Here is a 13,613-nt window from a genome sequence, read left to right as displayed (position 1 = left end):
GCGTTTGCCCGCATTCTATACGCAGCGCCGCCGCGCCGCGCTCAGCCGACCAGGCGGCCGTTGCGCAGGCGCGGGCGGCTGCCCAGTTGCGCGGCCGTGCCCAGGCGGTCCAGCCTGTCGTGCAGCGGGCCGACGTGGGCATGGCAAATGGCGCAGGCCAGCGCGTCGGCCGAGTCGGGCGCGGGCGTGCCGTCCAGCGACAGCAGGCGCTGCACCATCATCTGCACCTGCTCCTTGGCCGCGCGGCCGGTGCCCACGACGGCTTTCTTGATCTGCAGCGCGGTGTACTCGTGCACGTCCAGCGCGCTGTCGGCCAGCGCGCACAGGGCCGCGCCGCGCGCCTGTCCCAGCAGCAGCGTGGAGGCCGGGTTGGTGTTGAGAAAGACGATTTCCAGCGCGGCGACGTCGGGCCGGGTCTCGCGCGCGACTTCGCGCAGGTTGTCGAGGATGACCTTCAGGCGTTCGGGCAGCGACAGCGCCGGCGGGACCACGATGGTCCCGCTGGCGACGTAGCGCAGGCGCATGCCCTCGGCATCGATGACGCCAAAGCCGGTACGGCGCAGGCCGGGGTCGATGCCGAGTACGCGCATCAGTGGCGGAAGTGGCGCGTGCCGGTCAGGACCATGGCGATGCCATGCTCGTCCGCCGCCGCGATCACTTCGTCGTCGCGCACGCTGCCGCCGGGCTGGATGACGCAGGTCGTGCCCGCCGCCACCACCACGTCCAGGCCGTCGCGGAAGGGGAAGAAGGCGTCCGAGGCGACCGCCGAACCGCGCAGGGTCAGGCCGGCGTTCTCGGCCTTGATCGAGGCGATGCGGGCCGAGTCGATGCGGCTCATCTGGCCGGCGCCCACGCCCAGCGTCATGCCGCCGCCCACGAACACGATGGCGTTGGACTTGACGTACTTGGCGACCTTCCAGGCAAACGCCAGGTCGTTCATTTCCTGCTCGGTGGGCTGGCGCTTGCTGACCACTTTCAGCGCGTCGCGCGGCACGTTGTAGGCGTCCGGGCTCTGCACCAGCCAGCCGCAGCCCACGCGCTTGATGTCGAAGGCGTTCTGGCCCGGGCCGGCCGGCACTTCCAGCACGCGCACGTTCTTCTTGGCCGCCAGGATGGCCAGCGCCGCGCCGTCGTAGGCGGGGGCCAGCAACACTTCCAGGAACTGGCCGCTGACCGCTTCGGCGGTGGCGGCGTCGACCGGGCGGTTGAAGGCGATGATGCCGCCGAAGGCCGAGGTCGGGTCGGTCTTGAAGGCCTGCTGGTAGGCGTGCAGCGTGCCGTCGCCGATCGCCACGCCGCACGGGTTGGCGTGCTTGACGATGACGCAGGCGGTGCTGTCGAAGCTGCGCACGCATTCCCAGGCCGCGTCCGCGTCGGCGATGTTGTTGTACGACAGCTCCTTGCCCTGCAGCTGGCGATAGTTGCCCAGCAGGCCCGCCGGACGCTGCGCGTCGACGTAGAACGCCGCGGTCTGGTGCGGGTTCTCGCCGTAGCGCAGCGCCTGCTCCTGGCGCACCTGGATGGTCAGGGTGCCGGGCCATTCGTTGCGCGCGGGCACCGCGTCCTGGGCCGGGGCGGCCTCGGCCAGGCTGGTCAGGTAGGCGGCGATGGCGCCGTCGTAGGCGGCGGTATGGCTGTAGACCTTGGCCGCCAGCTCCAGGCGCAGCGCGTACGAGGTGCTGCCGCCCTGGTCCATCTGGGCCAGCACGCGCGAGTAGTCGGCCGGATCGATCACGACCGTCACCCCGCCGGCGTCGGTGCCGTGGTTCTTGGCCGCGGCGCGCAGCATGGCCGGGCCGCCGATGTCGATGTTCTCGATGGCGTCGGCGAAGGTGCAGTCGGGCTTGGCCACGGTTTCGCGAAACGGGTACAGGTTGACCACCAGCATGTCGATGCGATCGATGCCGCAGGCGGCGATCGTATCCATGTGCTCGGCGCTGTCGCGCCGCGCCAGCAGGCCGCCGTGGATCTTGGGATGCAGCGTCTTCACGCGGCCTTCCAGGATTTCCGGCGAACCGGTGTGCTGGGCGACCTCGGTGACGGCCAGGCCGGCTTCGGACAGCAGGCGGGCGGTTCCTCCGGTCGACAGCAGGCGCACGCCGCGAGCGGTCAGGGCGCGGGCGAATTCGACGATGCCGGTCTTGTCGGACACCGAGAGCAGGGCGGTTTCGATTTTCATGTCAGCAGGCAGGTGGGGCGCCGCCGTCGCGGGCGAGCAGGGCGCGGGATACGGGAAAAGGGCGATGTTCTACGGCTGGATGTTGTGCGCCAGCAGCTTCTTGCGCAGGGTGTTGCGCGTGATGCCGAGCATTTCCGATGCCCGCGACTGGTTGCCGCCGGAGCGCTCCAGGGCCACTTCGAGAACCGGGCGCTCCACGCAGCGCATCACCATGTCCCACATGTCGTGGGGCTCGGAGTCGCCCAAGTCTTCGAAATAGCGCTCCAGGCTGGCGCGCACGCATTCTTCCAGGACATCTTTCTTGCTCATTTTGAGTGCAGAGTGTTTTTATGTTGGTGGTGACTGGCGGTCATGCCGCCAGCAGGGGTTGCGCCACAAAGGCCTGCTGGTCGCGGCCCTCGCGCAAAATGGTGTCGAACCAGTCGGCCACCGCGCGCCATTGCTCGCGCGTGTTGTCGATCTGGTTCATGCGGGCGCAGAACGCGGCTGCGCCCGGCAGGTCGTCCAGGTACCAGCCTATGTGCTTGCGCGCCGTGCGTACGCCGGTGTGTTCGCCATAGAAGCGGTAGTGGTCGTCCAGGTGTTCGAGCAGCAGGTCGCGCATCTCGCCGTACGACGGCGGCGCCAGCCTGGCGCCGGTGCGCAGGTAGTGGTCGATCTCCCGGAATATCCAGGGACGCCCCTGCGCGGCCCGGCCGATCATGACGGCGTCGGCGCCAGTGTAATCCAGGACCTGGCGCGCTTTCTCGGGCGAATCGATATCGCCGTTGGCGATAACGGGAATCTTCAGTTCGGCCTTGACGGCCCGTATCGTGTCGTACTCGGCCTGTCCGGTGTACAGGTCGGCGCGGGTGCGGCCATGCAGGGTCAGGGCGGCGATGCCCGCCTGTTCGGCCAGGCGGCCCACCCGCAAGGCGTTGCGGTGCTCGCGGTCCCAGCCGGTGCGGGTCTTGAGCGTCACCGGCACGCCCAGCGGCGCGCAGGCTGCCACCACGGCCTCCAGGATGCGGACGATCAGGTCTTCGTGGCGCAGCAGCGCCGAGCCGGACGCCACGTTGCACACCTTTTTGACCGGGCAGCCCATGTTGATGTCGATGATGCGGGCGCCCTTGGCGACATTGAAAGCGGCGGCTTCCGCCATCATCGTGGGGTCAGCGCCGGCGATCTGCACCGAAATCGGGTCTATCTCGCCCTCATGGTTCAAGCGGCGCGAGGTCTTGACGCTGTCCCACAGCCGCGGGTTGCTCGCGGCCATTTCCGAGACCGCATAGCCCGCCCCCAGCCGCTTGCAGAGCTGGCGGTAGGGACGATCCGTCACCCCGGCCATCGGGGCGACCAGAACGTTGTTGGGAAGGGACCACGGACCGATGCGCATGCGCACATTTTAACCGCCTTGCGTCCATCCCCATTTTTCCGGATCGCGCGGACCCTGTTTCAGGGTCAGACCCTGAGGCCTTGCAACAGATGGCGAGCCAGCGGCGCGCGCAATGGCGCGGCGATGTCCAGCCCCAGCAGGGCCAGTCCGCAGGCGTGTTCGACCGGGGCCAGGCCGGTGGCGAAAATGCGCGGCATCAGGTCGGTCAGGCCGGCGGTCACCCAGCGGTCGGCCAGCCGGGCGCGGGCAAAGGCGGCCAGCAGGGGGGATGGGTCGGCCTGCGGGGCGGCCAGCCAGTCGGGCAGGGCGTGGGCCAGCTGCGCGGCGTCGCGCAGCCCCAGGTTGAGGCCCTGGCCGGCCACCGGGTGCAGCGTCTGGGCGGCGTTGCCTATCGTGGCGAGGCGGCCGTGCGCCTGCGCATGGCGCGCCTTGAGCTCCAGCGGGAAAACGTGGCGCGGCGCCGCGCTGCGCAGGCGCCCCAGCCGGGTGCCGAACGCCTCGGTCAGTTCGCGCGAGAACGCCTCGTCATCCAGGCCGGCCAGCCGCTGGGCGCGCGGCGGCGCGCAACACCATACGACCGAGTAGGCCTCCGGCGTCTGGGGGTGCGGCAGCATGGCCAGCGGACCTTCGTTGGTAAAGCGCTCCCAGGCCCAGCCGGACCGCGGCAGCGTGGCGTGGGCGCTGGTCAATACCGCGTGCTGGGCATAGTCGCGCCGCACGTCGCTGCCCCCGGCGCCGTCGCACTGGACGGCCAGCCGGCAATGCAGCGCGGCGTCGCCCTGGCGCACCGTCAGGCCTTCGCCATCCTGGCCGTCGACGCGGGCAGGCGGGCCGGACAAGACCGTAACGCCGCAGTCCTGCACCGCCTGTTCCAGCTGCGCATGCAGGGCCGCGTAGGCGACCACATTGCCCAGTTGCGGCACGTCGAAATCCTCGCGGTCGATGACCGTGCGGCCGAGGCGGCCGCGCTGCGAAACGTGGATATGGCGGATCTCGGCGGCATGGGCCGGCCAGGCGCGCAGCGATTCCAGCAGCACCCGGCTGCCGTGGTTCAGCGCCAGCACGCGCGGGTCGGCGGCCGGGCCGAGCGTGCCCGCCGGCGTCGGGGGCAGGCCCGCGCCGCCTTGCAGCAGGGCGATGCGCTGCGGCTGCGGCGTCAGGCGCGCCAGCAGCAGGGCCAGCACGCGGCCGACCGGGCCGGCGCCCAGGATGGCGATATCGTAGGCGGGCAGAGTCATGCAGCGCATTCTACCCGTTCCCTCCGGGGCTTCCCTTGGCCGCGCCAGCCCCTAAAATGCCCCTGTCCGGCACGCGCCGCTTTTCCGATTTCCTCACAATCCGACATGACGCAGGCACACCTTTCCGTTCCCGGCGCCGCCCGCCGGCCGCGCAGCAAGATCGCCCTGGGCCTGCTGGCCTGCGCATTGGGCTGGATCGGCGCGCACTGGTGGTATCTGGGGCGGCGCCGCGCCTGGATGGTCACCCTGGCGGCCATCCTGTGCCTGGCGGCCACCCAGTGGTTTCCGGTCTGGTACGACAACCCGGCGTTCTTCCTGCTGTTCATTCCCATGATCGACGGGTTCATCGAAGGGGTGGTGTTCAGCCTGATGCCCGACGAGAAATTCGATCGCCTGTACAACCCCGGGCTGGGGCAGGTCTCGCGCACCGGCTGGGGGCCGGTGCTGGTGGCAATATTCGGTGTGCTGGTGGGCGCCATCGCGTCGATGTTCGCCGTCGCGATGGTCGTGGTCTACACCTGGGTCGCCATGGGCTGGCTCGACGGCTACGTGTTCTAGGGCGCGCCGCTATTCGCGCATCAGGGCTTCGATCTCGCGCGCCTGCACCGGCACGCCGCGGGTGATGAGTTCGCAGCCTTCCTCGGTCACCAGGGCGTCGTCCTCGATCCGGATGCCGATATCCCAGAAGCGCGCCGGCACGTCGTCGGCCGCGCGCACGTAGATGCCCGGCTCCACCGTCAGCATCATGCCCGGCTCGAGCATGCGCCACGGGCGTGGCGCGCCGGCCGGCCCGGCGCCGCGGTAATCGCCCACGTCATGCACGTCCAGGCCCAGCCAATGCCCGGTGCGATGCATGTAGAAGCGGCTGTAGGCGCCCGATTCCAGCACCCCGTCCAGCGATCCCGTCAACAGTTTTTCGTCCAGCATGCCCTGGGCCAGCACGCGTACCGCCGCTTCGCGTCCGTCGTTCCAGCTGCGGCCCGGGCCGGTGGCCGCCACGGCCGCCTCCTGGGCGTGCGCCACCAGGTCGTACAGCGCGCGCTGCGGTCCGCTGAACCGGCCGTTGACCGGGAAAGTGCGGGTAATGTCGGCGGCGTAGCTGTCGTATTCGCAACCGGCGTCGATCAGCACCAGGTCGCCGTCGCGCAGTTCGGCGTCGCCGGCGGGGTAGTGCAGCACGCAGGCATTGGCGCCGGCGGCCACGATGCTGTTGTACGCCACCGATTGCGCGCCCTGGCGGCGGAATTCGTACAGCAGCTCGGCCTCCAGCTCATACTCGCGCATGCCGGGACGGGCCGCGCGCATCGCGCGCTGGTGCGCGGCGGCCGAAATCTTGGCCGCGCGGCGCATGGCGGCGATCTCGGCGGCGTCCTTGACCAGCCGCATGCCGGCCAGGACGGGGGCGGGGTCGCGCAGCACGGCCGGCGCCAGGCGGCCGCTGCGGCCCTGCGCGCGCGCCGCGGCCAGCCAGCCGCGCGCCCGTTCGTCGAGCGCCGCGCTGGCCGCCACGGGCGTCCACAGGGCGGGCTGGTCCAGCAGCAGGGCGGGCACCAGTTCGTCCAGCGTGCCGATCCCGTGGGCGTCGTCGAAACCGAAGCGCGCCGCGGCCGCCTCGGGGCCGAAGCGGAACCCTTCCCAGATCTCATGCTCGGGATGCTTGTCGCGGCAGAACAGCAGGGCGCGATCGGTGGCGCCGGCGACCAGCACCAGCCAGGCCTCGGGCTCGGTGAAGCCGGTCAGGTAGAAGAAATCGCTGTCGTGCCGGTACGGGTACTCGGCGTCGCGATTGCGCAAGGCCTGCGGCGCGGTGGGCAGGATGGCGATGCCGCCGCCCGCGGCGCGCATGTGATCCATCAGGCGCCGGCGGCGCGCGGCAAACGGGGCGATGTCGTCGGGAGGCAGGCTCATTGCGTGGCGCGCTCGGATACGGGGCCTTTTACTTTACCGCGCCCGCGCGCCGGCCAGGCAGATTGCCTGCTACAATCCGCGCACTGTCATTGGGGAGTAGCCATCTCTATCCCCGGATCCGCCTCCGAACAGAGGCCGGCTCCAGAGAGTCAGCGTCAACACACTTGGTGGTTTCGTACCCCATGGCGCTGACGGCCCGCACGCACGGATCATCCGCGCGCAGCAGCCCGGCGAGACCTTTGGCCGCGATGCGTTCACCCTGCCGGGCGAGCCGCGTCGTCGTGCCATGGGGATCTGCTCGTCCGGCCGCGTCATCATGTTCATCACCCTGCTGTTGTTCTTCCTCTCGGCCGCGATCATCTATTTCGCGTGCGAGTTCTTCGTCAACGGCGTCGAATGGGTCGGCCACCGCTTCAAGCTCGGGGCCACCGCGACCGGCACCGTGCTGGCGGCCTTCGGCACGGCGCTGCCGGAAAGCGCCGTCACGTTCATGGCCGTGGTGTTCGGCACCACGCCCGAGCAGAAGGATATCGGCGTGGGCGCCGCGATGGGCGGACCGCTGGTGCTGGCGACGCTGGCCTATGCCGTGGTGGGGCTGACGCTGGCGTGCACGCGCCGCGCCGGCTCCAGCCAGGTGGAGGCCGCCATCAATGCCGACCAGCGGCGCCTGGCGCGCGACCAGGCCTGGTTCATGGGCGTGTTCGTGTTCAAGGTGGCGCTGGGCCTGCTGGCATTCGCCTGGAAGGCCCTGGCTGGGCCTGCTGTTCCTGGCGGTCTACGGACTGTACGTCAAGCGCGAACTGACCCGCGAGGAAGAGTGCCTGGATTGCGAAGACCTTGAGCCGCTCAAGCTGCGGCCGCGCGATCCCAGCCCCAGCCTGTTCTGGGCCTGTACGCAGACGGTGCTGGCGCTGGCCGTGATCGCGCTGGCTTCGCACGTGTTCGTGCGCCAGATCGAGCTGCTGGGCCTGGCCATGGGCGCCTCGCCGCACGTGGCGGCCCTGCTGCTTGCCCCGGTGGCCACGGAACTGCCGGAAATCATGAACGCCCTGATCTGGGTGCGGCAGGGCAAGGAGCGCCTGGCACTGGCCAATATTTCCGGCGCCATGATGATCCAGGCCACCATTCCCAGCGCGCTGGGCATCTTCCTGACGCCGTGGCTGCTCGACGCCCCCTTGCTCGCCGCCGGCGGCTTCACCCTGGCGGCGATCCTGCTGCTGTGGCTGCGCTTCCGGCGCGCCGCCATGAGCGTGCCGGCGCTGTCGGCGGTGGGCGGCCTGTACGCCCTGTTCGCGGGATACCTGGGCTGGCATTTCTACGCTTGAGCCGCATGACGCCGCCACGCTGGCCGTTTCAGCGCGGCGGCGGCCCAAAAGTGTTGTTTATTAGTAGAAACCCGAGTAGAATCGACGTGTTTATATCCCCTGGAGTTGTTCTGTGAATACCGATTCCGGCGACAGTAGTCGATCTTGCATCGACGCTATTGCCTGACAGGACGCAAGCAGAGCACCCATCTGCCGCATCCTGTCATGCAGGGTGCGGTATGTCCGACGCGCAGCGCGCCGGGCCTTCCCACCAAATCCGCCAGAACCGCCGCCTGCCGCCAGCGTAAGTCCGCGCGCGTATCGTCGTGCGCCGCCTTTGCTGCGTGGTTGTCGCGTGCGCGCGTATCCGCAGTCCGATTCCGCTCAGTAACGGAGGTCGACATGCGTTTCTTTGACTTGTTCCTGCGCCGTGCCGGGGTTGATCGCACCCATGCGCTCAGCCAACGCCGCGGCACCTCCCGCCTTACCTTCGTCTGCCCGCGCGATGCGCTGGGCGCCGTGCGCAAGCAGATCTGCCTGGATTTCTCGGCCGCCGGCCTGAGCGTGGCCCAGTTCCAGGTCGACAGCGGCCGCGACGCCGAGCTGGCGTCGGCCTGCATCACGGTCAGCTGCCCGCCCGAGCTGCGCGCCGAGCTGATGTCGCAGGCGCGCCGCCTCAGCGCCAACCCGGCGGTACAGCAGCTGCGCTTCGGCGCCGCCGAGCCAGCCAGCGCGCGCGCCTGTGCCGAGGCCGTGGCCTGAACCGCGCGGGCCATGCGCGCTTCCTCCCTCCAGCCGCGCCGCGCGGCCGGCGCCATACCGGCGCGGCCGCGCACGCCGGCGGTCTAGGCGCTTTTCTTCCATTCTTGTATCTCCGCGTGCGGTTTGGCTCCGGGACAGGTGAATGTCTGCGGGTTTTGGCGTCGGACCAGTCTGCTTTTCTTCTTGGCTAACCTCCGGGTACGACGCGGCGCGCTAGGCTGAACCCTGTTTTCACCCTTGATTCGGGAGTTCCAGGCATGCGTCGTCTTCTCGTCGTGGCCGCCATGGCGGCCGGCTCTTCCAGCGTTTTCTGGTCCGTCGCGCCAGCAAGGGCCGCCAACCAGCTCGAGTTGTATGGGGTGGTGGACGTGGGGCTGGCCACCACGCGCGTGTCCGGCCTGGGCACGCGGCAGCAGGTGCTCGGCGGGGGGCAGACCGACAACCTCTGGGGCCTGCGCGGCACCGAGGAGCTGGACGGCGGCTGGCGGGCGTCGTTCGGCCTGGAAAGCGGTTTCGACGCCGCCAACGGCACCCGCAACGACGACGCCCGGCTGTTCGACTACGGCACCTGGGTCGGCCTGGGCCACGCCGGCGTTGGCGAATTGAGCCTGGGCCGCCAGCAGTCCATCGGCCTGCAATACGGGGGCCAGCTCGAAATCGCCTCGTGGCGCGACATGGGCATGGGGGCGCTGTTCAAGGCGTCCGACAACTATCGCGTCAACAACCTGGTCAATTACCTGTCGCCGGAGTTCTCCGGCTGGCAATGGGGGGTGGGCTACGCCTTCGACGTCGAAAGCGGCGACACCGGGCGGTTCGACCGCAGCCCGGCTTTCAGCACCGGTCTCAAGTACGAGGATGGCCCGCTGCTGGCCGCCTTCACCTGGGACAAGCTCAACCTCCACGACACGTCGGCAACCGGCGGCCGCTCGCCGCAAGCCTTGCAGGCCGGTTTCACGTACGACTTCGAGGCGCTCAAGATGGCGCTAGCCTGGTCGCGCCAGCGCAACGGTTTCGTGGGCCTGAACGGTGGCGGCCAGATCGGCCTGGGCCCGGAGCCGTTCGCCCATGGTGGCGCCATCAATGCATGGCTGCTGGGTCTGGAAGTGCCCGTGCACGGCAATGGCGCATGGCTGGTGCAGGGCTCCATGGCCCGCCCCGACTGGCATTGGGCCAATGGCCAGCAGGCAAGCAAGGCCTATGTCGTGACGCTGGGCTATCGCCAGGATCTTTCCGCGCGCACCAGCCTTTATGCCTATGGCGGGTATATGAAAGGCTACGATCCGGAAGACCCCTTCGCCTCCGACGTGGGCCGCGCCACGCGGTTTGGCGTGGGAATGACCCAGCGCTTCTGAGCATTCCCGGCCTTTCAGCGCGTCGTCAACTACAATCAGGCGGCGAGGCGTCGCGCCTCGCCACCTGCTGGCTGTTTTCGGATGACGCGCATGGATTGGCTGGAGTGGCTCATACCTTGGGAATTTTCGCCCACGCTGGTGGCGGCGTTTGTCGTCGCCATTGTGTTGTTCGTGCGTGGACAGCACGTGCATCACGTGACCGCGGCACGCCAATGGCTGTTCTGGTCGGGCATGGTGCTGCTGTACCTGTCGATGCATACGCGGCTGGACTATTACGCCGAGCGCATGTTCTTCATCCACCGCGCCCAGCACCTGGTGCTGCACCATCTGGGGCCCTTGCTGGTGATGGCGGCTTTCCCCGGTTCGGCGATGCGTGCCGGCCTGCCCATGGCGTGGCGCGTGCGCTTGCGCGACTTCCTGCGTACCGGCACGGGGCGGGCGCTGGCGGCGGTGCTGACCCACAAGGTGTTCGTGCCGACGCTGTTCGTCTTCCTGGTGCTGGTGTGGCTGCTGCCTTCCGTCCAGTTCTATTCCATGCTCGACTGGCGCCTGTACCGGCTGATGAATTGGTCGGTCGTCATCAGCGGTTTCATGTACTGGAACCTCATTCTTGATCGCCGCCCCAGTCCTCCCGCGGCCATGACGCCGGGCGGGCGTGTGCTGTCGCCGGCGCTGACCATGGCGCCGCAAATGGTGGCCGGCGCGGTCATCGCCTTTACCGAGCGCGACCTGTATCCCCTGTTCGAACTGTGCGGCCGGGCCATCGCCATGTCGGCACAGACCGATCAGACCATAGGCGGGCTGACCATGTGGATACCGGCGGCGCTGGTCGAAGTGGTGGGCCTGCTGGTGGCGCTGGGCACCTTGATGCGCCTGTCGGGCAAGGGCCGCCTGCGGCCGCAGGACCGCGCGGCGCGGGCCCGGCAGCGGGCCGCCGGGAGTCCGACCAGTCCGGCCGCCTGAGCGCGGCCTCGATACCCGGCCTTATTCCGGAATCAGGCCGTGGTATTTGCGGCCCAGGGCCACGGTGGCCTGGAACATGCCCGCCTTGCTGCCGCAGTCATAGCGCTTGCCGTCATAGCGGTGCGCATAGACGTCGCGTTCGCGCAGCAGCGCGGCGATACCGTCCGTCAGCTGGATTTCATTGCCCGCCCCGACCGTGGTGGCACGCAGATGGTCGAAAATGGCTGCCTCCAGCACATAGCGGCCGACGACCGCCAGGGTGGTGGGGGCTTGCTCGGGGGCGGGTTTCTCGACGATGTGGGTGACACGCTCGGTGCGCGCATCGACTGGCTGGCTGGCCACGATGCCGTATTTGCGCGTGTCTTCGCGCGGCACCTCCTGTACGCCCAGCACGCTGCCCTGGCGCGCCACCGCCACGTCGATCAGCTGCTTGAGCACCGGCGTGTCGGCGTCGATCAGGTCATCGGCCAGCAGCACCGCGAAGGGCTCGTTGCCTACCGCCGGCGCGGCCGTCAGCACGGCATGTCCCAGGCCCAGCGGGGCCGATTGGCGGATGTACAGGCAGTTCACGTGCGCGGGGAGGATGTCGCGGACCAGCGCCAGCAGTTCGTGCTTGCCCTTCGCTTCCAGGTCGGTTTCCAGCTCGGGGGCGGCATCGAAATGGTCTTCGATGGCCCGCTTGTTGCGGCCCGTGACGAAGATGAGGTCGGTGATCCCAGCGGCGACGGCCTCTTCGACGGCATATTGGATCAGGGGTTTGTCCACGACCGGCAGCATTTCCTTCGGCATGGCCTTGGTGGCGGGCAGAAAACGGGTGCCCATACCGGCCACGGGAAAGACGGCTTTGCGGACAACTTGCATGAAAACTCCAGGGGGAAGTGCGGGAAAATTTGTCGAAGCGGCAAACTTTTTACCACCTCTGGCTATCATAGTGCCATGAACCGCTGGAACCTGACATTTTCGCCATCGCTGGGCAGGCGCGCGCTTGCCGCGGCGTTGAGCCTGGCGCTGGGCTTGCCGGTCGCGCCGGCGGTGGGGCAGCCTTCCGGCCTGCCTTCAATGGGCGCGGCGTCCGCCTCCGAGCTTTCGCCCATGCTGGAGCGCCAACTGGGCGACGCCATCATGGCCCAGGGCCGGCGGGACCCCACCTATATCAACGATCCCGAACTGCGCCAGTACCTGACCACCATGGGGCGCAAGCTGGCTTCGTTCGCTCCAGGCGCCGCGCCGCACGTCGAGATGTTCGGCGTGCGCGATCCGGAAATCAACGCTTTCGCGATGCCGGGCGGGTATATCGGCGTCAACACGGGCCTCATCGTGTCCTCGGCGAGCGAATCGGAACTGGCGGCGGTGCTGGCGCACGAAATCGGCCACGTTGCCCAGCGCCATATCGCCCGGGGGATGACGCAGCAGAACCAGAACAGCATGGTGATGCTGGCCAGCCTGGCCGGCGCCTTGCTGGCGGCGCTGGCCGGCGGCGGAGGCAACCTCGCCATGGGGGTGGCCGCGTTCGGCCAGGCGGCGGCGATCAATCGTCAACTGGGTTTTTCGCGCGATGCCGAGCGCGAAGCCGACCGCACCGGGTTGCAGATGCTTGCCAAGGCCGGCTACGACCCCGACGGCATGGCCCAGATGTTCTCGCGCCTGATGAATGCGTCGCGCCTGAACGAAGGCATGGGCGGCGGCGCATGGGCCAGTACTCACCCCTTGTCGATCGATCGGATGTCCGACGTACAGAACCGCATCCGCGGCCTGCCGGGCTCGCGCCATGTGGACAGCGACGATTTCTGGTTCATCCGCGCCAAGATGCGGGTGGCGCAGGGGCGCGATGCGCTCAGCCTGCGCACCGCGCAGCAGCAGCTGCAGGACGAGTCGCGCGCGCTGTCGGGCGTGCGGCAGGCGGCCGCTTTCTATGGGTTGGCCTTGTATGCGTTCCAGCGCAACGACCTGGCCCAGGCGCGCGCCTTCCTGGAGCAGGCGGGGGCGGGCGGCCGTTCCTCGCCCCAGATGGCCCGCCTGGCGATCGACGTCGCCGTGGCTGCCAAGGACAATGACCAGGCGCTGGCGCTGGCGCAAGCCGCCGTCAAGCGCTGGCCGGATCGCAAGGCGCTGGGCATTGCCTACGCCCAGGCGCTGCAGGCTGCCGGCCGGCATGCCGACGCGCAGGCCTATTTGCGCGAGCGCGCCAGGCAGTGGGGCGGCGACGAGCCCAGCCTGTACCAGCTGCTTGCGCAAAGCGAAGAACGCACCGGCCACCCGGTGGATGCGCGCCGCAACATGGCGCGCTACTACGACCTGACCGGCGCCTATGCCTCGGCCGAGTCGCAGCTGCAGCAGGCGCGCGGCCTGTCGAACGATTTCTACGAGCAGTCGCAGATCGACGTTTCGATCCGCGAAATCAAGCAGAAGCTGGCCGACGAGCGGCAGCTGCTGGAACGGTTCAAGTCGGGCTGAGGCGGGCAAGCATGGATGCCGGCAGCGTTGCGCGGCCAGCCGCGCGATTGCTGGCTGTATGCCCAGTGGCGGAGGACG

12 protein-coding genes, 1 pseudogene and 1 riboswitch are annotated in these 13,613 nt (G+C 68.9%); of the genes and pseudogenes, 6 read left to right on the top strand and 7 right to left on the bottom strand.

Features of this window, described 5'->3' with window-relative positions; all coding sequences use genetic code 11:
• Positions 1 to 41 precede the first annotated feature (41 nt).
• From ruvC to LK409_RS15985, 5 genes are all read right to left on the bottom strand, one after another.
• Entirely contained in the window at positions 42 to 590 is a 549-nt protein-coding gene (gene ruvC / locus LK409_RS16005) for a crossover junction endodeoxyribonuclease RuvC (protein WP_003820969.1), read from the bottom strand.
• Positions 590 to 2,179 carry a bifunctional phosphoribosylaminoimidazolecarboxamide formyltransferase/IMP cyclohydrolase gene (purH, locus tag LK409_RS16000; RefSeq protein WP_010929128.1) on the bottom strand — a complete coding sequence of 530 codons (1,590 nt, stop codon included), beginning with the start codon at positions 2,177 to 2,179 and terminating at the stop codon, positions 590 to 592. The genes ruvC and purH overlap by 1 nt, the downstream gene beginning before the upstream one ends.
• A 69-nt stretch (positions 2,180 to 2,248) precedes the next feature.
• A complete protein-coding gene (locus tag LK409_RS15995; protein WP_003814221.1) occupies positions 2,249 to 2,488 on the bottom strand; it encodes a helix-turn-helix domain-containing protein in 240 nt (79 codons plus the stop codon).
• A gap of 40 nt (positions 2,489 to 2,528) precedes the next feature.
• On the bottom strand, positions 2,529 to 3,554 hold the full coding sequence (gene dusB / locus LK409_RS15990) for a tRNA dihydrouridine synthase DusB (RefSeq protein WP_023995141.1): 1,026 nt from the start codon (positions 3,552 to 3,554) through the stop codon (positions 2,529 to 2,531).
• A 65-nt stretch (positions 3,555 to 3,619) separates the two neighbouring features.
• A complete protein-coding gene (locus LK409_RS15985; protein WP_010929127.1) occupies positions 3,620 to 4,801 on the bottom strand; it encodes a UbiH/UbiF/VisC/COQ6 family ubiquinone biosynthesis hydroxylase in 1,182 nt (393 codons plus the stop codon).
• Positions 4,802 to 4,897: 96 nt separating this feature from the next.
• On the opposite strand from LK409_RS15985, the gene LK409_RS15980 reads away from it, so the two are divergent.
• The gene (locus LK409_RS15980) at positions 4,898 to 5,350 is read left to right on the top strand and encodes a TM2 domain-containing protein (protein WP_003814215.1); all 453 of its coding nucleotides are present in this window, start codon (positions 4,898 to 4,900) and stop codon (positions 5,348 to 5,350) included.
• A 9-nt stretch (positions 5,351 to 5,359) separates the two neighbouring features.
• On the opposite strand, the gene LK409_RS15975 is transcribed toward LK409_RS15980, so the two are convergent.
• On the bottom strand, positions 5,360 to 6,700 hold the full coding sequence (locus tag LK409_RS15975; RefSeq protein ID WP_010929126.1) for an aminopeptidase P N-terminal domain-containing protein: 1,341 nt from the start codon (positions 6,698 to 6,700) through the stop codon (positions 5,360 to 5,362).
• Between the two features lie 79 nt (positions 6,701 to 6,779).
• Positions 6,780 to 6,973: riboswitch (yybP-ykoY riboswitch) on the top strand.
• 43 nt (positions 6,974 to 7,016) lie between these two features.
• On the opposite strand from LK409_RS15975, the pseudogene LK409_RS15970 reads away from it, so the two are divergent.
• From LK409_RS15970 to LK409_RS15955, 4 genes and pseudogenes are all read left to right on the top strand, one after another.
• Positions 7,017 to 8,025, top strand: a pseudogene (locus LK409_RS15970) (sodium:calcium antiporter).
• A gap of 381 nt (positions 8,026 to 8,406) precedes the next feature.
• Positions 8,407 to 8,766, top strand: a complete 360-nt coding sequence (locus LK409_RS15965) for a hypothetical protein (protein WP_010929125.1) — start codon at positions 8,407 to 8,409, stop codon at positions 8,764 to 8,766.
• A 257-nt stretch (positions 8,767 to 9,023) separates the two neighbouring features.
• Entirely contained in the window at positions 9,024 to 10,118 is a 1,095-nt protein-coding gene (locus LK409_RS15960; protein ID WP_003814206.1) for a porin, read from the top strand.
• Between the two features lie 81 nt (positions 10,119 to 10,199).
• Positions 10,200 to 11,081, top strand: coding sequence for a cytochrome c oxidase assembly protein (locus LK409_RS15955; RefSeq protein ID WP_010929124.1), 882 nt, complete (start codon positions 10,200 to 10,202; stop codon positions 11,079 to 11,081).
• 21 nt (positions 11,082 to 11,102) lie between these two features.
• Here LK409_RS15955 and galU read toward each other — a convergent pair whose 3' ends face one another.
• Positions 11,103 to 11,942, bottom strand: coding sequence for a UTP--glucose-1-phosphate uridylyltransferase GalU (gene galU, locus LK409_RS15950; RefSeq protein WP_003814203.1), 840 nt, complete (start codon positions 11,940 to 11,942; stop codon positions 11,103 to 11,105).
• A gap of 75 nt (positions 11,943 to 12,017) precedes the next feature.
• On the opposite strand from galU, the gene LK409_RS15945 reads away from it, so the two are divergent.
• The gene (locus LK409_RS15945; protein WP_003814201.1) at positions 12,018 to 13,535 is read left to right on the top strand and encodes a M48 family metalloprotease; all 1,518 of its coding nucleotides are present in this window, start codon (positions 12,018 to 12,020) and stop codon (positions 13,533 to 13,535) included.
• The last annotated feature ends 78 nt before the right edge of the window (positions 13,536 to 13,613 follow it).

Origin of the sequence: Bordetella parapertussis (assembly GCF_020735925.1) — a bacterium.
Taxonomy (GTDB): domain Bacteria; phylum Pseudomonadota; class Gammaproteobacteria; order Burkholderiales; family Burkholderiaceae_B; genus Bordetella; species Bordetella pertussis.
Note: the sequence above shows the minus strand (reverse complement) of the source record. Positions and strands in the feature narration are given on the sequence as shown.